Annotated in this window: 14 protein-coding genes; 5 read left to right on the top strand and 9 right to left on the bottom strand. The window is 69.3% G+C overall.

Features of this window, described 5'->3' with window-relative positions; all coding sequences use genetic code 11:
- Nucleotides 1–21 precede the first annotated feature (21 nt).
- Nucleotides 22–729 (top strand): EcsC family protein, encoded by a 708-nt coding sequence (locus tag EOV43_RS00670; RefSeq protein WP_128219229.1) that lies wholly within the window; start codon nucleotides 22–24, stop codon nucleotides 727–729.
- Between the two features lie 23 nt (nucleotides 730–752).
- On the opposite strand, the gene EOV43_RS00665 is transcribed toward EOV43_RS00670, so the two are convergent.
- The 4 genes from EOV43_RS00665 to EOV43_RS00650 form a co-directional block, all read right to left on the bottom strand.
- Entirely contained in the window at nucleotides 753–992 is a 240-nt protein-coding gene (locus EOV43_RS00665; RefSeq protein WP_128219228.1) for a hypothetical protein, read from the bottom strand.
- 122 nt (nucleotides 993–1,114) lie between these two features.
- On the bottom strand, nucleotides 1,115–2,095 hold the full coding sequence (locus EOV43_RS00660) for a hydroxymethylglutaryl-CoA lyase (protein ID WP_128219227.1): 981 nt from the start codon (nucleotides 2,093–2,095) through the stop codon (nucleotides 1,115–1,117).
- Entirely contained in the window at nucleotides 2,095–4,065 is a 1,971-nt protein-coding gene (locus EOV43_RS00655) for an acetyl/propionyl/methylcrotonyl-CoA carboxylase subunit alpha (protein WP_128219226.1), read from the bottom strand. Before EOV43_RS00655 ends, EOV43_RS00660 begins: the two co-directional genes overlap by 1 nt.
- A gap of 193 nt (nucleotides 4,066–4,258) precedes the next feature.
- The gene (locus EOV43_RS00650) at nucleotides 4,259–5,851 is read right to left on the bottom strand and encodes a carboxyl transferase domain-containing protein (protein WP_128219225.1); all 1,593 of its coding nucleotides are present in this window, start codon (nucleotides 5,849–5,851) and stop codon (nucleotides 4,259–4,261) included.
- A 93-nt stretch (nucleotides 5,852–5,944) separates the two neighbouring features.
- On the opposite strand from EOV43_RS00650, the gene EOV43_RS00645 reads away from it, so the two are divergent.
- A complete protein-coding gene (locus tag EOV43_RS00645; RefSeq protein WP_239022160.1) occupies nucleotides 5,945–6,571 on the top strand; it encodes a TetR/AcrR family transcriptional regulator in 627 nt (208 codons plus the stop codon).
- Nucleotides 6,572–6,799: 228 nt separating this feature from the next.
- Here the strand turns inward: EOV43_RS00645 and EOV43_RS00640 are convergent, their stop codons facing one another.
- The 3 genes from EOV43_RS00640 to EOV43_RS00630 all read right to left on the bottom strand — a co-directional run bounded on the left by EOV43_RS00640 (nucleotide 6,800) and on the right by EOV43_RS00630 (nucleotide 11,693).
- Entirely contained in the window at nucleotides 6,800–7,894 is a 1,095-nt protein-coding gene (locus EOV43_RS00640) for a PDR/VanB family oxidoreductase (protein WP_128219223.1), read from the bottom strand.
- Nucleotides 7,895–7,962: 68 nt separating this feature from the next.
- Nucleotides 7,963–8,787, bottom strand: a complete 825-nt coding sequence (locus tag EOV43_RS00635; protein WP_128219222.1) for an SWIM zinc finger family protein — start codon at nucleotides 8,785–8,787, stop codon at nucleotides 7,963–7,965.
- Complete coding sequence (locus tag EOV43_RS00630; RefSeq protein WP_206611357.1) at nucleotides 8,784–11,693, bottom strand: DEAD/DEAH box helicase; 2,910 nt, start codon at nucleotides 11,691–11,693, stop codon at nucleotides 8,784–8,786. The genes EOV43_RS00635 and EOV43_RS00630 overlap by 4 nt, the downstream gene beginning before the upstream one ends.
- A gap of 183 nt (nucleotides 11,694–11,876) precedes the next feature.
- Here EOV43_RS00630 and EOV43_RS00625 point away from each other — a divergent pair, with 183 nt between their 5' ends.
- The 3 genes from EOV43_RS00625 (at nucleotide 11,877) to EOV43_RS00615 (ending at nucleotide 15,546) form a co-directional block, all read left to right on the top strand.
- Nucleotides 11,877–12,362 carry a glutathione peroxidase gene (locus EOV43_RS00625; protein WP_128219221.1) on the top strand — a complete coding sequence of 162 codons (486 nt, stop codon included), beginning with the start codon at nucleotides 11,877–11,879 and terminating at the stop codon, nucleotides 12,360–12,362.
- 135 nt (nucleotides 12,363–12,497) lie between these two features.
- Nucleotides 12,498–14,081: a DHA2 family efflux MFS transporter permease subunit gene (locus EOV43_RS00620; protein ID WP_239022159.1), complete on the top strand. Its 1,584-nt coding sequence runs from the start codon at nucleotides 12,498–12,500 to the stop codon at nucleotides 14,079–14,081.
- 289 nt (nucleotides 14,082–14,370) lie between these two features.
- Complete coding sequence (locus tag EOV43_RS00615) at nucleotides 14,371–15,546, top strand: IS30 family transposase (RefSeq protein WP_128222061.1); 1,176 nt, start codon at nucleotides 14,371–14,373, stop codon at nucleotides 15,544–15,546.
- Nucleotides 15,547–15,594: 48 nt separating this feature from the next.
- On the opposite strand, the gene EOV43_RS00610 is transcribed toward EOV43_RS00615, so the two are convergent.
- Nucleotides 15,595–16,062: an SRPBCC family protein gene (locus tag EOV43_RS00610; protein WP_128219219.1), complete on the bottom strand. Its 468-nt coding sequence runs from the start codon at nucleotides 16,060–16,062 to the stop codon at nucleotides 15,595–15,597.
- A 79-nt stretch (nucleotides 16,063–16,141) separates the two neighbouring features.
- Nucleotides 16,142–18,292, bottom strand: coding sequence for a RecQ family ATP-dependent DNA helicase (locus tag EOV43_RS00605; RefSeq protein WP_128219218.1), 2,151 nt, complete (start codon nucleotides 18,290–18,292; stop codon nucleotides 16,142–16,144).
- Nucleotides 18,293–18,319: the final 27 nt, after the last annotated feature.

Below are 18,319 nucleotides of genomic sequence, written 5' to 3'. Positions count from 1 at the left end.
GGACCTCCTAGTCTGGGTGGCATGGGCATCGCCAAGGAGTTCGGACGCAAGATGGCCCCGAAGGCTGCGCACGCAGCACCGGGCCTCACCTCGCGCGTGGTGCTGGAGGCGCTCGACCGGGCGATCGACGGCATCGGGCCACTGCCGGGCGCCGCCAAGGCGGCGAAGAAGCAGCTCGACGAACAGCACGGTGACGTCGAGAAGGCGATCCGTGAGGTGATCGAGAACAACGTCGCGCTCGCCGGTGCGCAGGGCTTCGCGACCAACCTCGGTGGCATCGCGACCGCCGCGGTGACGTTGCCGGCCAACATCGTCGGGCTCGCGATCCTGCAGTGCCGACTGATCGCGGGCATCGCGCACCTGCGCGGCCACGACATCACCGACCTGCGGGTCCGCAACGCGATCCTGGCGACCCTGCTCGGCGAGGACGAGGTCAAGGCCCTGGTGAAGGCCAAGAAGCTCGACGGCGGTCCGTACGCGATCGCCACCGCGCCCACCGGGGACCCGCAGGCGCGGATCATGCTGGCCACCGAGGTGGGTGCGTCGTTGGTCGGGAAGGTCGCCGGCAAGCGTCTGGTGACGTTCGCCGGTCGCCGGATCCCGGTGGTCGGCGGCGTCGTCGGAGCCGGCTCCGACGGGTTCTCGACCTGGCGAGCCGGGCGTTATGCAGCCAGCGTCTTCAAGCCGGTGCGGCCCGACGTTGTGAAGGGCACCGCGACCGAGGTCTGAGCAGGCTCCAGCGGGTCAGCCGCTCAGGAGTCCAGGCGACGTCCGCGCGCCGCCCCGAACGGGACGGCCATCGCGAACAGGCCCCACAGCACGGCGATGGCCCACAGTCCTGCACCTGCTCCGGTGGAGTACCCGTAGACCATCAGGCCGGCTGCGATGGCGACCCCCAGCGTCACCGAGAACACGACCGCCCCTGTCTCCGTCGACGGGTCTCGCTGCGCTCCGTCGACGGAAGCAGTGCGGGAGCGGGTCGCGCCAGCCATGACGTCTCCTTCAGTCCGGGTACTTCCACCGTCATCCCCTAGACGGCGCAGGACCAGCACCATGACGTCACGATCAGGGGCTGTTCAGACCAGTGCCCGTGACCGCTGCGGACGACACAGCGTCAGCTCACCCCGGAGAGCGCACGGGTCACCGCGGAGGCCGGACGCTTGCCGAGCTGCTCAGCCATCCAGACCGACGTGCCCACGACCTTGTCGAGGTCGACGCCCGATTCGATGCCCAGCCCCTGCAGCATCCAGAGCAGGTCCTCGGTGGCGAGGTTGCCGGTCGCGGACTTCGCGTACGGGCAGCCGCCGAGGCCACCGGCGGAGGCGTCGAACGTCGTGATCCCGACCTGCAGGGCGGCGACGGTGTTGGCGAGCGCCTGGCCGTAGGTGTCGTGGAAGTGCATGCCGATCTTGTCGGGCCCGACGCCGACGGCACCGAACGCTGCCACCATCGCCTGGACGTGCCCGGCGGTCGCGACGCCGATGGTGTCGCCCAGGCTCAGCTCGTCGGCGCCGAGGTCGAGGAGACGCAGGCCGGCCTTCACGACGGCGTCGATCTCCACGGCGCCCTCCCACGGATCACCGAAGCACATCGACAGGTAGCCGCGGATCGTCATCCCGGCATCCTTGGCCCGGGCGAACGTGGGCTCGAACATCTCGAACTGGGAGTCGTAGGTGCGGTTGAGGTTCTTCGCCGCGAACGTCTCGGTCGCGGATCCGAAGACGGCGATGTGCTCCAGACCGAGGTCGAGGGCGCGGTCGAGGCCACGCTCGTTGGGCACCAGCACCGGCATCTTCCGAGCGGCGTCACCGATCCGGTCGATCAACAACCCCATCAGCTCGGCGGCGTCGGCCAGCTGCGGGACCCACTTCGGGTGCACGAAGCTGGTGGCCTCGATGATCGGCAGCCCGGCGTCGAGCAGACGCTCGATCATCTCCGCCTTCACCGCGACCGGCACCACGGCCTTCTCGTTCTGCAGGCCGTCGCGGGGACCGACCTCGTAGATCGTGACGCGCTCGGGCATCGGCAGCGGCGTCACCGCAGGCGCGGGGACGGTCATGGGCAGGGCGACGCGCTCGGTGCTGGACTCGGTCATCAGTTCTCCTCGGCAGGCTCCACGGTGAACAACGACGCCCCGAGCGCAACCTGTTCCCCGACTCTCGAGCCCACGCTCGTCACGGTCCCGGCGAACGGGGCCTTGAGCGCGAGCTCCATCTTCATGGCCTCCATCATCCCCAGCACTGCTCCGGCCTCGACCACGTCCCCCTCCGCGACGCGGACCTCGAGGACGGTGCCGGGCATCGGCGCGGTGATCGTTCCGTCACCGGCTGCTGCTGCGGTGTCGGCGAACGGGTCAGGCAGCGCGACGACGTGGCGCTGGCCGCGGTGCACGACCTCGACGCTGCGACCGCGGACCCAGCCGGTGGCTTCCTCGTCGCCGCCCCCGAGATGGAACAGGCCGGGGGCGTCGTCGTCGGGGGTCGCCTCGGGCAGGGTCGAGACGTCGACGTCCACCCAGGTGCCGTCGAGGTGGACGCGGGTCGTCGCTGCGGCGTCGCGCCCGGCAGCGATCCGCCATCCGTCCCGACCGAACGGGCCCTGACCTGCACGTTCGCGAGGCGTCGCCGCGAGTTCGGGGTGAGCCAGGGCGACCGCGGCGGAGCGCGCGAAGGCGTCGTCGGGGCGCGGGACGTCGTGGTGGTCGAGCCAGGCGGTGTCGATGGTCGCGGCCGCGAACTCGTCGGAGGCGAGCAGCGCCCGCAGGAACCCGGTGTTGGTGGTGAGGCCGAGCAGGACGGTCTCGTCGAGGGCGGCCACGAGTGACTCGCGGGCCTCCTCGCGGTCGTCACCGTGGGCGATCACCTTGCCGAGCATCGGGTCGAAACCGGTGGAGACCACCTGCTGGGAGAACAGCGCGTGGTCGACCCGGGTGCCGGATCCGCTCGGCCACGCCACGAACGACGCGGTGCCGGCCTGCGGCAAGAAGCCGTTGAACGAGTCCTCGGCGTAGACCCGGGCCTCGATCGCGTGGCCTTCGAGGGTGACGTCGTCCTGGGCGAAGCCGAGTTCGGCGCCGAGTGCGACCCCGATCTGCAGCGCGACGAGGTCGATCTCCTCACCGTGCACCCGCACGACGGCCTCCGTGACGGGGTGCTCCACCTGGAGGCGGGTGTTCATCTCCAGGAAGTAGAAGCCGTCCTCGTCGTCGGGAGCGTCGTTGTCGACGAGGAACTCGACGGTGCCGGCTCCTGAGTAGCCGACCTGCGCGGCGAGCGCGACCGCCGCCGAGGTCATCGCGGCGCGTTGGGCATCAGTGATCGTGGGAGCCGGGGCTTCTTCGAGGACCTTCTGGTGACGTCGTTGGGTGGAGCAGTCGCGGTCGAAGAGGTGCCGGACGTTGCCGTGCGCGTCCGCGATCACCTGGACCTCGACGTGCCGGCCCGACTCGACGTACTTCTCCACCAACAGGGTGGCGTCGCCGAAGGAGTGCAGGCCCTCGCGGGCGGCTGCGGCGCGGGCGTCGTCGAACTCTGCGGCGCTGCGGACCACCCGCATGCCCTTGCCTCCGCCTCCTGCCGCGGCCTTGACCAGCACCGGGTAGGCGATCGTGGACGGGTCGGCGTCGAGGTCGTAGGAGGGGACGACGGGGACGTCTGCCGCGACGGCGATCTCGCGGGCGGCGTCCTTGCGTCCCATCGCGTCCATGACCTCAGCCGACGGGCCCACGAGCGTGATCCCGGCGTCGGCCAGGGCACGGGCGAAGACGGAACGTTCCGACAGGAAGCCGTACCCGGGGTGGACGAGCGTCGCACCGCTCGCGACGGCAGCCGCGACGACGGCGTCGACGTCGAGGTAGGAACTGATCTCGTGTGCCTCGTCGGCGGCGCGCACGTGCGGGGCGGCGGCGTCGGGCGCGGTGAAGACGGCGACGGTGCGGATCCCGAGGCGGGCGCAGGTGCGGAAGACGCGCAACGCGATCTCGCCGCGGTTGGCGACCAGCAGGACGGGGGCCAGGGGTTCGGTGCTCGGGGCTGTGTTCGGGGCTGTGTTCGGGGCGGTGCTCATCAGTGGTTCTCGCTTCGCTCGCTGGAAGGGCGGACGCGGGACGTCATAGGAATCGAGGCCCCGGAGTCGGGATCTTTATGACGTCCCGGGCAACCCCCGCGGGACGTCATAAAGATCGAGGGTCCCGACGCCGGATTCTTATGACGTCCGGGAGCAGCGGCGGGAGGAGCGAGCACAGGCGAAGCCACGGTGATCACATCCGGAAGACGCCGTAGGCGGGCGCCGGGGTCGGGGCGTTGGCGGCCAGCGCCAGACCCATGCCGAGGACACGGCGGGTGTCGAGGGGGTCGATGATCCCGTCGTCCCACAGCCGTGCGGTGGAGTAGTAGGCCGAGCCCTGCTCCTCGTACTGGGCCCGCAGTGGCGCCTTGAACTCGTCCTCCTCGGCGGCACTCCACTCGCCGCCCCGGGACTCGATCCCGTCGCGCTTGACGGTCGCCAGGACGGACGCTGCCTGCTCCCCGCCCATCACCGAGATCTTGGCGTTGGGCCACATCCACAGGAAGCGCGGGTCGTAGGCGCGTCCGGCCATGCCGTAGTTGCCAGCGCCGAACGAACCGCCGATGACGACGGTGAACTTCGGGACGACGGACGTGGCGACCGCGGTGACCAGCTTGGCGCCGTCGCGGGCGATCCCGGCGTTCTCGTACTCGCGGCCCACCATGAACCCGGTGATGTTCTGCAGGAACACGAGCGGGATGCCGCGGGCGTTGCAGAGCTCGATGAAGTGGGCGCCCTTGCGGCTCGACTCCGAGAACAGGATGCCGTTGTTGGCGACGATCCCGACCGGGTGGCCCCAGACGTGCGCGAAACCGGTCACCAGCGTCTCGCCGTAGAGCTTCTTGAACTCGTGGAAGCGCGAGCCGTCGACGATCCGGCGGATCACCTCGCGCACGTCGTATGGCTGACGAGTGTCGATGGGGACGACTTCGTAGAGCCCGAGCGGGTCCTCCAGCGGCTCCTCGGGTTCGCGCAGGTCGTAGGCCGGACGGCCGGGACCGGCGACGGCGTCGTAGCCGGAGCGCGGCGGCAGGGTGTCGACGATCGAGCGGACGATCTGCAACGCGTGGTCGTCGTCCTCGGCGAGGTGGTCGACGACGCCGGAGACGCGGGCGTGGACGTCGCCGCCACCCAGGTCCTCTGCGGTGACGACCTCACCGGTCGCGGCCTTCACCAGTGGCGGTCCGCCGAGGAAGATCGTGCCCTGGTTGCGGACGATGACGGTCTCGTCGCTCATCGCGGGGACGTAGGCGCCGCCCGCGGTGCACGAACCCATGACGGCGCTGATCTGCGCGAGGCCGCGGGCAGACATGTTCGCCTGGTTGTAGAAGATCCGGCCGAAGTGTTCGCGGTCGGGGAAGACGTCGTCCTGCATCGGCAGGAACGCGCCGCCGGAGTCGACGAGGTAGACGCTGGGGAGGTTGTTCTCGGCGGCGATGGTCTGGGCGCGCAGGTGCTTCTTGACCGTGATCGGGTAGTAGGTGCCGCCCTTCACGGTCGCGTCGTTGGCGACCACCATGACGTCGCGGCCGTTGACCTTGCCGACACCGGCGACGACGGAGGCCGACGGGACGGCGTTGGTCTCGCCGTCCTTGCCGTACATGCCCCAGGCGGCCAGCGGTGCGACTTCGAGGAACGGGCTGCCGGGGTCGAGGAGACGGTCGACGCGGTCGCGGGCGAGAAGTTTGCCGCGACCGGTGTGCTTGGCACGGGCTGCCTCCGAACCCCCCTGTCGGACGAGGGCGAGACGTTCGCGCAGTTCAGCGGTGAGGTCGTGGAGGCTCATGGCGTGAGGTTAGCGATCGTTAACCTGTTTCGCCAGCACTCTCCGGAAACGATGCCGCAGGCCTTCCGCGAGGCGCCCGGTAGCCTTGCCCTCGTGACTCCGCCGCCGACGCCCAGCACCCGCCCCGCCGTCGGCGTCAACCGCAGCGCACGAGGCGCCGGCGCCCCCCGCGTCTCCCCGCGCCGCCAGCAGCTCCTCGACCTCGCCGCGAACCTCTTCGCCGAGCGCGGATTTCACGGCGTCTCCGTCACCGACCTCGGTGCCGCCGCAGGCATCTCCGGCCCGGCGCTCTACAAGCACTTCACCAGCAAGGACGCGATCCTCGCGGAGATGCTGGTCCAGATCTCCGAAGAGCTCCTGACCATCGGCACCGCCCGTGCGATGGCCGCCGCTGAGCCGCGCGCGGCACTGCACGCACTGGTGGAGTTCCACGTCGACTTCGCGCTCAACAAGCCGGCCCTGATCGTCGTCCAGGACCGCGACTGGGCCTCCCTGCCCGACGACGCCCGCGAGCAGGTCCGCGCGACCCAGCGTCGTTACGTTGCCCTGTGGGCCGAGCTCATCACCCAGGTGCGCCCCGGCCTGACGCTGGTTGCCGCGAAGGCCGTCGCGCACGCGACGTTCGGCCTGATCAACTCCACGCCTCGCTCCTCGCGCCTGCCGATGGAGGAGATGCAGGCGATGCTGCGCGGAATGGCACTGCGCGCGCTCGACGTCTGAGGTCGCCCCTTCTTCCGCCGGACGTCATAACTTTCGAGGCCCCTGAGCCCGGATTCCTATGACGTCCGCGAGCAGTGAAGCGCCGCCGGGGCGGAGGCCCCGAAATGCAGCGGCGCCCGGCCCTCTTGTGAAGGACCGGGCGTACGCCTTAAGGACCGCGGTGGTTCTTTCACCGCGGGCCACCCGAACCGACCCACGGGGTCGGCAATCAGTGGGGGGATGCGGTGATCAGACGTCGAGGACGATCTTGTCGCAGCCCTCGGCCGCACGGGAGACGCAGACGTACATCTGGTCGCCGTTGGCCTTCTCGTCCTCGTTGAGGACCTCGTCGCGGTGGTCGACCTTGCCCTCGAGGATCGTGGCGAAGCAGGAGCCGCAGTGGCCCTCCTCGCAGGAGAAGTCGAAGTCGCCCTTCTCCTTCAGGATCGCGTCGAGAACGGTCTGACCGGCCGCGACCTGGGTGGTGACGCCGGTGCGGCGCAGCTCCAGCTCGAACGGAACGTCGGTGAGCGCCTTGGCGGCACGCTCAGCAGTGGCCTCCGCGGACGCCTCGAAGCGCTCGAAGTGGAGGTCGGCCTCGGGGGCGTGCTCGGCGACGGCGGCCTCGACGGCGTTGATCAGCGGCGAGGGGCCACAGCAGTAGACACCGGTGCCGGCGTCAGCTCCGGCGAGGGCGGCCTTGAGGTCGATCAGGCCGTCGGTGTCCTGCGGGACGACGGTCAGCTTGTCGCCGGCGAGCTCGACGAGCTCCTCGCGGAACGCCATGGTGGCCAGCGAGCGGCCGCCGTAGACGACGGTGAACTCGGCGTCGGGCTGCTCGGTGACGAGCTCCTCGACCATCGCGCGGATCGGCGTGACACCGATGCCGCCGGCGATGAAGACGTACTTGTCGTGCTTCTCCAGCGGGAAGTGGTTGCGCGGGCCGACCACGATCAGCTGCTTGTTCTTGAGGTCGGTGTCGTGCAGCTCCTTGGAGCCACCGCGACCGTTCTCCTCGCGCAGCACGGAGACGCGGTACTCGAGCGTGTTGCTCGGCGAGGAGCAGAGCGAGTACTGGCGCACGAGGCCGCTGGGGGTGCGGATCTCGAGGTGGGCACCGGCCTTCCACTCGGGCAGGTCGTGCCCGGCGGGGTCGATGACGGTGATGGAGATGACGCCCTCGGCCTCCTGCGTCACCTTGGCGACGCGGACCTCGTAGGAGTCGTCGGCGACGGCGGAGGCCTTGGCTGCAGCAGCCTTGGCCAGGGCGTCAGCGACCGGGTCGTACGCCGTGACGGTCGTGACGACGGGCGCCTGCTTGCGCTTGAAGATTCCGAACACCATGAGAGGAATATATCCTATCGACCTAGAGCGGAGGGGGAAGTTCTCGCTGATTGGGAATGATTCTCACATCATTCGTCGGTGAACTCTCCCAGAATCACCACAGCGCGTTCGGCAGCCTCGATCGCAACCGTTGCGTCCTCGGGATCCCAGGGGTCGTCCCCGGCCCGAACGTACGCCTGATCCGGCTGCTCGTCGCCCTCCTCCGAGCCTGCGTCCACCCGTCGAACAGACGGGGCGTCACGTTCGCGTCCGGACAGTTCGTGCAGCCGCACCATCAGCTCCGCGCGCCCCACCCCCCGCAGCTGGGTCAGGACGAACGGGTCAGCGTCCACCCACCAGGTCATCTGGGTCAGCACCGCCAACGCGTGCGGGCACGGGTCGGCCCACGGCTCGCAGGTGCAGGAGATGTCGAACTCGCCGCCGTAGGGCATCAGCTCGACGCCCATCTCCTCCGCGGCCTCCACGAGGTCCCGCGGCAGTTCGCCGCGCATCAGGTCGCCCATCCAGCCGGTCGTCGAGGCGACCACCTCGACCAGCGCTTCGACCATGTCGGGCGCGAGGACGGGCAGTTTCACCACGACGGTGTGGACGTCTCCCTCGACGGTGACTGCGGCGTGCAACTGCCCCGGCCCCAGCGTCAGCTGTCCGACCTGAGCCTTGCGGGCCCACGTCCGACCGCGCCGGAGTTCGCGTTCGTCGTAGGCGGACTCCACCACGGCGCGTTCCAGCGCCTTGGCCCACCACGACCGCACGACGGCACCTTGGCGAGGAGCGAAGGGCGTCTTCACGACGCGCCCCTCCCCCGGCTCGGGCCGGATCCCGACCTGCGTCTCGAGGAACGCTGCCGGCTGCGGGACGGCCCGCTTGCCGCCACCCGAGAGGTGCGACGTCATCCGAGCGTCACCAGGTCGCGGAGGTCGTCGTTGCTGAGTTCGGTGAGCGCCGCTTCGCCGTTGGCGAGGACGGAGTCGGCCAGGTCGCGCTTGCGTTCGAGCAGTGCGGCGACGCGTTCCTCGACGGTGCCGCGGGTGATCATCCGGTGCACCTGGACGGGCTTGGTCTGCCCGATCCGGTAGGCGCGGTCGGTGGCCTGCTCCTCCACGGCCGGGTTCCACCAGCGGTCGAGGTGGATGACGTGGTCGGCGCGGGTCAGGTTGAGGCCGGTGCCGCCGGCCTTGAGGGACAGGATGAAGACGGGGACGCGGTCGTCGCCGTCCTCGGTCTGGAAACGCTTCACCATCGCTTCACGTTCAGGCACCGGGGTGCCGCCATGCAGGAACTGGTGCGCGATCCCGGAGCGCGTGAGGTGCTGTTCGACGAGTCGGGCCATCGCGACGTACTGGGTGAAGACGAGCACGGCGCCGTCCTCGGCCAGGACGGTGCCGATGAGTTCGTCGAGCAGGTCGAACTTCTCGCTGCGTCCGCCGATGCGCGGGTTGGTCTGCTTGAGGAACTGCGCGGGGTGGTTGCAGATCTGCTTCAGGCCGGTGAGCATCGCGAGCACGAGGCCGCGTCGTTCCTGGGCGTCGGAGCGTTCGATGCGGTCCATCCGGTCCTTGACGAACGTCTCGTAGAGGACCGCTTGTTCGGTGGTGAGGCCCAGGAGGTGGTCGGTCTCGGTCTTGGGCGGCAGCTCGGGTGCGATGCCGGGGTCGGACTTGCGACGACGCAGCAGGAACGGCCCGATCAGGTCGGCGAAGGCGCGGGTGACGTGGGAGTCGACGCCGGCTTCGATCGGCGCGGCCCAGACCCGACGGAACGCGAGCCGGGAGCCGAGCAGCCCGGGGACGCACCAGTCGAGCAGTGACCAGAGTTCGGTGAGGTTGTTCTCCACCGGGGTTCCGGTGAGCGCGACCCGGGCCCGGGACTCGACCTTGCGGAGCGCGCGTGCGGTCGCGGAGCGGGAGTTCTTGACGTGTTGGGCCTCGTCGGCGACCACCAGGTCCCAGGCGACGCCGGTGAGCCGCGGCTGCTCGGACTCCAGATCCGACCGGAGCGTGCCGTAGGTGGTGAGCACGAACCCGTCGCCCACCCCGTCGAGGATGCGTGACGACCCGTGGAAGCGGCGCACGGGGATGCCCGGCGCGAACCGGTTGATCTCGGCCTCCCAGTTGCCCATCAACGACGCCGGGCAGACCACCAGCGTCGGTCCGACCGGGCGCGGGGTCGCGGGGGTTCCGGCGGTCTCGCGACGGTGCAGGTGCAGGGCGATCACGGTGATCGTCTTGCCCAGACCCATGTCGTCGGCCAGGCAGGCGCCGAGCCCGAGGTCGGTCATCGTGGCCAGCCACCTCATGCCCTGGTGCTGGTACTCGCGCAGGGTTGCGGCGAGGCCGGCGGGAACGGGGACGGGTTCGGAGGTGGCGGCGTTGCGGATCAGGTCGCGCAGGCGGCTCACCGAGGCGCCGGCATGGACGGTGACGTGGGCGATCTCGTCCTGCGCCGCGAAGCCGGTGACGGCCAGCGGCGCGACGCCGGTGAGCGCGGCAGCGACGGCCTCGGGGGCAGTGGCGGTGCGGATCAGGCGTCGTCGGGCACGTTTCGCGACGGTCGGGTCGACGACGACCCAGTTGTCGCGCAGCCGGATCATCGGCGTGGTGGCGCGGGCGAGCTCGTCCATCTCGTCCTCCGTCAGCGCCTCCCCCGCGAGCGAGACCTGCCACGTGAACGCGAAGAGGTCCTGGGCGCGCAGCGTCGAGGTCTGCAACGCACCCTCGACGACGTGCGCAGCTTCGCGGGCGGCGGATCCGTCGGCCTGGGTGCGCTTCTCCGGAGCCCGGTCGACGACGGCGGAGGTGCTGAGTGCGCGGCCGATGCTGCGGGGCCAGTGGACGTCGACGCCGATGCCGGCGAGCGCTTCGAGGCCGTGTTCGAGCAGTGAGGTGACCTCGTCGGAGTCGAGGACGATCCCGTCGGGGACCCGGACCTCCAGCAGGCGCCCGAGGGGTTCCCAGGCGTCGGCGGCCTGCCGGATCGCGAGCGCGGCGTGGGTGCGGGCGCGATCTCCGAAGCCGTGCGAGGCGTCGATGCCGGTCTCGGTCCACAGCAGGGCGGCGTCGGCGACGTGGAGGTCGTTGTCCTGGGCGTGGACCTGCGGGACGAGGGTGAGTTCGCCGGCGTAGAGCTGTTCCTCGGGGGCATCGATGCGTAGCGAGAGCCGCACCAGGTGCGGGCGGTCGTCGACGCCGCGGGTGCGTCGCAGCCGGGTGAGGCGGTCGTTGAGGACGTGGGCGTACTCCGCGGACGTGCGGGCCTTCACCTCCGCCTTGCGTTCGGCCCAACTCTTGCCCGACGCGGGGTCGACGGCCGGGGCGCCACGCAGCGCGGCGCGAGCTGCGGCAGCCGGTCCGGACTCCCGCGAACGCCGCGTCGACTGCGGTGCCCGACGCGGGGTCGCGTCGACGACCGCAGCAACCATCCGACGCACGACGCCCTCGGCGGCAGCGACGTCGACGCCGTCCTTCTCGCGCGCCTTCGCGAGCTGGACGATCCGGTCCTCGGCTGCGGCGTCGAGCACGGGTTCCCAGAAGAGTTCGTCCTCGTGCGGCGCGAACCGGCCGTCGGCGACAAGACGCAGCGCGAGATGTGCGGCACCGGCGAGCAGGACGACGGTGGGGTGCACGTCGTCCCCGGCCAGGCCTGCCTTGTGGGCGCGCGACAGCAAGGGCAGTGCGGCGGCGATCGGGAGCGAGACGCTGCGTCGTCCCTCGCCGGTGAACTCCACCGTCGCGTCGCGGGGCGGGGCCGGATGCTCGGCCGACGACAGGGTGGCGGGGCCGGAGACGGGGACGAAACTCACGGGCTCGACGCTAGCCGCCGGCACCGACAGCCCGCGCACTTCCACGCACCAGCCTGCGCAATTGTCGGATTGATGCGCCGACACGCTGGCGGCGCGGCATCAATCCGACAATTGCGGTGGGTGGGGACGGGTTTCCGCTACGCGTCGTCCCGCAATGAGGAGTCGCTGACTATCCTGCGGAACATGACGATCCTCGACGTGCCCGTCGCCCGCCTCGACGGAACCCCCGCCACCCTCGCTGAGATCACCGGCGGCAAGCCGGCCCTCCTGGTCAACGTGGCCTCCAAGTGCGGCCTCACCCCGCAGTACTCCAAGCTCGAAGAGCTCGCGCAGAAGTACGACGGCAAGCTCGCCGTCGTCGGCCTGCCCTGCAACCAGTTCATGGGTCAGGAGCCCGGTTCGCCCGAGGAGATCGCCGAGTTCTGCTCCGCGACCTACGGCGTCACCTTCCCCCTGACCGAGAAGATCGAGGTCAACGGCGAGAACCGTCACCCGATCTACGACGTCCTCACCGAGCTCGCCGACGAAGAGGGCAAGACCGGCGACATCACCTGGAACTTCGAGAAGTTCCTCGTCACCGCCGACGGCGACGCCGTGGCCCGCTTCGGCCCCCGCACCGAGCCCGACGCCGAGCACGTCGTCGGTGCGATCGAGGAACTCCTCGCCTGAGGCATCCGTACCTCCCCTGACGTCGGCGTCGTCCCACATCCACGGGACGACGCCGACGTCGTCCGCGCTCCCTGCATGACGCGCACCACAACGTCGATCGTGGTGCTGCGGCTCACACCCGCTTACGCTCCTTCGGTGAGTACAACTGAACCTTCGGCCGGCGGAGCGCCGGCACCCTCGGACAAGCTCGACAAGCGCGTCCTCACCATCGCCGGAGTCGTCGTCCTCGGCGCCATCATGTCGATCCTCGACATCACCGTCGTCTCGGTCGCCCTGCCCACGTGGCAGAAGGAGTTCGACGCGACCACCGCCGACGTCGCGTGGACGCACACCGCCTACACGCTGGCGCTCGCCGTGGTCATCCCGATGACGGGATGGGCGGCCGACCGATTCGGCCCCAAGAAGCTCTACCTGATGGCGCTGACGCTGTTCACGCTCGGATCGGTGCTGTGCGCGTTCGCGACGTCGTTGCCGATGCTGATCGCGTTCCGTGTCGTCCAGGGCTTCGGTGGCGGCATGCTGATGCCGCTCGGCATGGCGATCCTGACCAAGGCCGCCGGTCCTGAGCGCATCGGTCGCGTCATGGCCGTCATGGGTGTGCCGATGCTGCTGGGCCCGATCTTCGGCCCGATCCTCGGTGGCTGGCTGATCGAGAACCTGTCGTGGCACTGGATCTTCCTGATCAACCTGCCGATCGGCATCGCGGCGCTCGTCTACACCTGGTTCGCGCTCGACAAGGACGAGGTGCACCCCTCGGAGACGTTCGACTTCGTCGGCGTCCTGCTGCTCTCGCCCGGTCTCGCGTCGTTCCTGTACGGCGTCTCCTCGATCCCCCACGCCAAGGAGGTCCACGGATCTCTCTTCACCGGCAAGGTGATCGGGTTCAGCGTCGTCGGCATCGCGCTGATCATTGCGTTCTGCCTGTGGGCCCTCAACAAGAAGAACGCCCACCCGCTCCTCGACCTGACCCTCTTCAAGAACCGCAACCTCACCATCGCGGTGATCGCGATGTCGCTCTTCGGCATCGCGTTCTCGGGCTCCAGCCTGCTGTTCCCGACGTTCTTCCAGTCCGTGCAGGGCTACGGCACCACCGGTTCGGGCGGCATGCTCGCCCCGCAGGGCATCGGCGCCATGGTGATGATGCCGGCCGCCGGTCTGCTGGTCGACCGCATCGGTCCCGGCAAGGTGGTCATGGCCGGCGCGGCACTGGTCGCGCTCGGCATGGGCATGTTCACCGTCGTCGGGTACGACACCGGCAAGCCCTACATCTTCGCGTCGCTGTTCGTGATGGGTCTCGGCATGGGCGCCACGATGATGCCGATCATGACCGCTGCACTCGCGACGCTGCGTGAGGCCGCGATCTCGCGTGGCTCGACGACGATGAACATCATCAGCCAGGTCGCCAACGCCTGTGGTGCGGCCGTCTTCTCGGTGCTCATCACCACCAACCTGGCCTCCACCCCTGAACTCGAGGCCGCCGGTGAGGTCTCCAAGCTCGGCGAGAACCCCGACCCGAGCCTGGTCGCGGAGATCCTGGGCAAGTTCGGCCTGACGCCCGCGTCGCTGGACCCGACGGTGCTGCTGCCGCAGATGGCGACCGCGTTCACCGACACGTTCGTGGTCGCCACCGTGCTGCTCGCACTGGTGCTGGTCCCGGCGTTCTTCCTTCCGCGTCGTCCGGTTCAGTCCGACGGCGAGAAGCCGATGATGATGCACTGATCTGCATCTGTTGAACGACGACGAGGCCCCGCTCACCGTGGGCGGGTTCTAGCGGTCCTCGCAACACCCAGTGATGGGAGTTGCGAGGACCGTGGTCATTTCGCAGGAGTTGAAGCAGGCGTTCTTTGATCGGCTGGACGTGGTGGGCAGTGTGACGGTCGCTGCGCGTGATGTCGGGCTGAACCGGCACACAGCGGCTGGCCTGGCTCGTCGCGCGGGTCGGCGTTCGGTGGCGGTGCGGCCGGGGCATCCGGGGCGCGTGTTGTACGAGGAGTTGCGGCGTTCCGGGGTGTCGCGCCGGGAGGCCGCTTCCCGAGTCGGGGTGCACGTGCGCACCGCGCAGGACTGGGATCACGGTGTCCGCCACAGCGGTGGGGCCAACGTGCGGATCTATCCCGATGGACGCCGTGTGGACTACACGAGCCGGCGGACCACTATGGGATGTGTGGCCCCTGTGTTGAGTGTTGTCGAGAAGCCGTTACACCCGCGGTTTCTGTCGCTGGCTGATCGCGAGCGGATCCGTGACCTGTTGAGCGAGGGGCGTTCACGTCGCGAGGTCGCTCGCCGGTTGGGGCGTGCACCGTCGACCATCACCCGGGAGATCGCGGCCAACACGGTGTCGGGTGTGTATCGGCCGTACGCTGCCCAACGGGCGTCGGCTGCACGCCGGCCGAGACCCAAGACTCGCAAACTGTTGCTCGACGGTCCGCTGCGTGAATTCGTGTCCCAGGGACTGCGCCAGGAGTGGTCGCCTGAGCAGATCAGTAACGCCCTTCGCAAGGAGCATCCCGATGACCAGGCCATGCGCGTGAGCCACGAAACGATCTACCAGGCGCTGTACTTCCAGGCCCGTGGCGGGCTCAAGAAGGAAGTCCAAGCCGCCATCCGGACCGGACGCACGCGCCGCAAACCGCACCGCGATCCGAACCAACGCACGAGCAGGTTTGTTGATCCGATGGTCATGATCAGTGAGCGTCCTGCTGAGGTTGCTGATCGTGCGGTCCCGGGACACTGGGAGGGCGATCTGATCACGGGCGCGTTTAACAAGACCGCGATCGGGACCCTGGTCGAACGCACCACCCGCTACGTCATGTTGCTGCACCTGCCGAACGGGCACACCGCTGAAGAGGTCAGGGACGCGTTGACGGCCCAGATCGAGACGTTGCCGGCGCACCTGCGGGGATCGTTGACCTGGGACCAGGGCGCGGAAATGGCAGGCCACAAGCAGTTCACGATTGCCACGGGTGTGCCGGTGTACTTCTGTGACCCCGCGTCACCGTGGCAGCGCGGGAGCAACGAGAACACCAACGGGCTCCTGCGTCAGTACTTCCCCAAGGGAACCGATCTGTCGATGTACGGGCCAGAGGATCTGGAGCACGTCGCGCAGAAACTCAATGGCCGTCCACGCAAAACGCTCGGCTGGGATACCCCAGCCGAGCGTCTGCGTGTTCTACTCACCAGCTAAGAAACCGGTCGGTGTTGCGATGACCCCTTGAAACCGCCGGTGCTGGGTTCAGGCCTTCTTGGCGTCGGCCTCGGCAGCAGCCTTGAGCTTGACCAGGGTCTCCTCGATCGACTTCTGGGTGCCCTTGAGGCCGAGCAGGGTGAAGAGGAACTTCGCGAAGCCGGTGTTGGCGGTGCCGTCCCAGGTCTCGGTGACGCGCACCTTGTCGCCCTCGGGGAAGATCTCGTAGCGCCACACGTGGGCGCCGCGGTGCTTCCAGCCGATCAGGGCGTTCTCGTCGAACTCGACGACGGTGTTGGTGACCTTGTAGCCGAAGCCGCGCTTCATCTGCATCCCGAACTGGGCGCCCTCGGAGAGGCGGTCGGGGCCGGTGACGACGCTGTCGACGGTGCCGGAGCCGTCGATCCGGGCGTGCTGTCGGGGGTCGGCGAGGATGTCGAAGACGACGGAGGCAGGGGCGTCGACGACGATGCTGGCGGTCGCGACGAGGTCGGGCGCGGGGGCGGTCTCAGTCATGGAGCGAACTCTATATTTCGTGGCGCTGAATACGGCGAGAACCGGGGACGCCGCATGAGGACTGTTGCGCTGCCCGGCCTCAGGCCTGAACAGCCAGCACCAACGGCATGACGGCCTCGGCGCCAGCCTCCCGGATCTGCTGGGCGGCGAGCGTCAACGTCCACCCGGTGTTGACCTGGTCGTCGACGAGCAGGACGCGACGGCCCTCGAGGTCGCCGTCGTCGAGAATCAACCGGGCACGACGACGCACCGCAGCCACCCGCTGGGCGGAGTTCGTGGCTCCGGCGCCGGGAACGACGTCGGGGTCGACGAGGGCGAAGGCACCCACCACGGGAATGCGCAGGTAGCGGGAAAGGCCGTTGGCAAGGTCAGCAGTGAGGAGACCACGACGGGTCGACTCCACCACGACGATGCAGTCCACCTGGGGACGCCAGTCCTGGATGACCTGGATCATCGCCTGGACCAGCGGCAGCGGGACCGGGCCGTCGGGCGTCGTGTCCCGGAAGAGTTCGCGGACCTGCTGGCCGTGACCGAGGTCGGTCATGCGGGCCACCGCACGTCCCTCCTCGGCCTGACCGGAGATCTTGCCCTTGAGCTCGATGCCCATGTTGGCCAAGGCGGTGGGCCACATCTTGCGCGGCTCCACCGCGACACCGGGGCGCGAGAGACGTTCCTGGGCGGCCTGGACGAACTGCTCGTTGACCTGCGTCGAGAGCAGCAGTCCGCCGCAGTTGTCGCACCGGCCGCAGTCGACGGCACCGGCGTCGTCGAGCTGCTCACGCAGGTAACGCATCCGGCAGACCGGAGAGTCGAGATAGCCGAGCATCGCGGCCTGCTCACGCTGACGGGACTCCGTCACGCGGGCGTACCGCTCGGCGTCGTAGGACCACGGCTGGCCGGTGGCTTCCCAGCCACCCTTCACCCGCTTCACGGCGCCGTCGACGTCGAGCACCTTCAGCATCGTCTCCAGGCGGTTGCGCGAGAGGTCGACGTAGGTCTCCAGCCCGGCGGTGCTCATCGTGCCCTGCGTGGCCAGCACCTCCAGGGTCTGGCGCACCACCTGCTCGGGCGGGAACGCCAGGGATGCGAAGTAGGCCCAGATGTCGCGGTCCTCGGGCTGCGGCAGCAGCACCACGGTCGCGTCGTCGGTGCCACGACCGGCACGACCCACCTGCTGGTAGTACGCCACCGGCGAGGACGGCGCACCCAGGTTGACGACGTAGCTCAGCGTCGCGTCGAAGCCCATGCCGAGCGCGGAAGTGGCGACCAGCCCCTTCAGCTCGCCCGCGACCAAGGCGCCTTCGAGCCGGGAACGGTCCTCTGCCTCGGTCTGTCCCGAGTAGGGACGCACGTCGAGACCGCGTTCGCGCAGGTAGGAGGAGACCTCCTGCGTCGCGGCGACGGTGAGGCAGTAGATGATGCCCGACCCCGGCTGCGACGCAACGAAGTCGGCCAACCACGCCAGACGCTGCTCGACCGAACGCAGCTTCATGACGCCCAGCCGCAACGACTCACGGTCCAGGGTGCCACGCAGCACCAGCACCGAGTTGGGGGCGGAGGCGTCGAGGTGACGCGACCCGCTCAGCTGCTCGGCGACGTCACCGGTGACGCGCTCGTTGGCGGTCGCGGTGGTCGCCAGGACCGGGATGCCGGCAGGAAGCTCGTCCAGCAGGGTGCGGATACGGCGGTAGTCGGGGCGGAAGTCGTGGCCCCAGTCGGAGATGCAGTGCGCCTCGTCGACCACCAGCAGGCCACAGGTCGCGGCCAGACGCGGCAGCACCTCGTCGCGGAAACCGGGGTTGTTGAGGCGTTCGGGGCTCACCAGCAGGACGTCGACCTCACCGTTGTTGATCGCGGCGTGGATCGGCTCCCACTGGTCGGCGTTGGTGGAGTTGATCGTGACCGCCCGGATCCCGGCGCGCTCCGCCGACGCGATCTGGTTGCGCATCAGTGCGAGCAACGGGGAGACGATCACCGTCGGGCCGGCACCACGCGAACGCAGCAGCAGGGTCGCGACGAAGTAGACGGCCGACTTTCCCCACCCGGTGCGCTGCACCACGAGCGCACGGCGGCTGTCGACGGCCAACGCCTCGATCGCGGACCACTGGTCCTCCCGCAGGCGGGCGTCGTCGCGGCCGACCAACGCACGCAGGTGCCCCTCGGCCGCCGCGCGTGCAGCAGCACGCTGCTCGGGGGTCGCCGTACCGAAAGCCTGCGCCGAAGTCTCCATGGGTACGTGTCTAACAGGGACCTCCGA

The sequence above is a fragment of the Nocardioides yefusunii genome, from assembly GCF_004014875.1.
Lineage (GTDB): Bacteria > Actinomycetota > Actinomycetes > Propionibacteriales > Nocardioidaceae > Nocardioides > Nocardioides yefusunii.
This window is presented reverse-complemented; position numbering and strand designations above follow the sequence as displayed.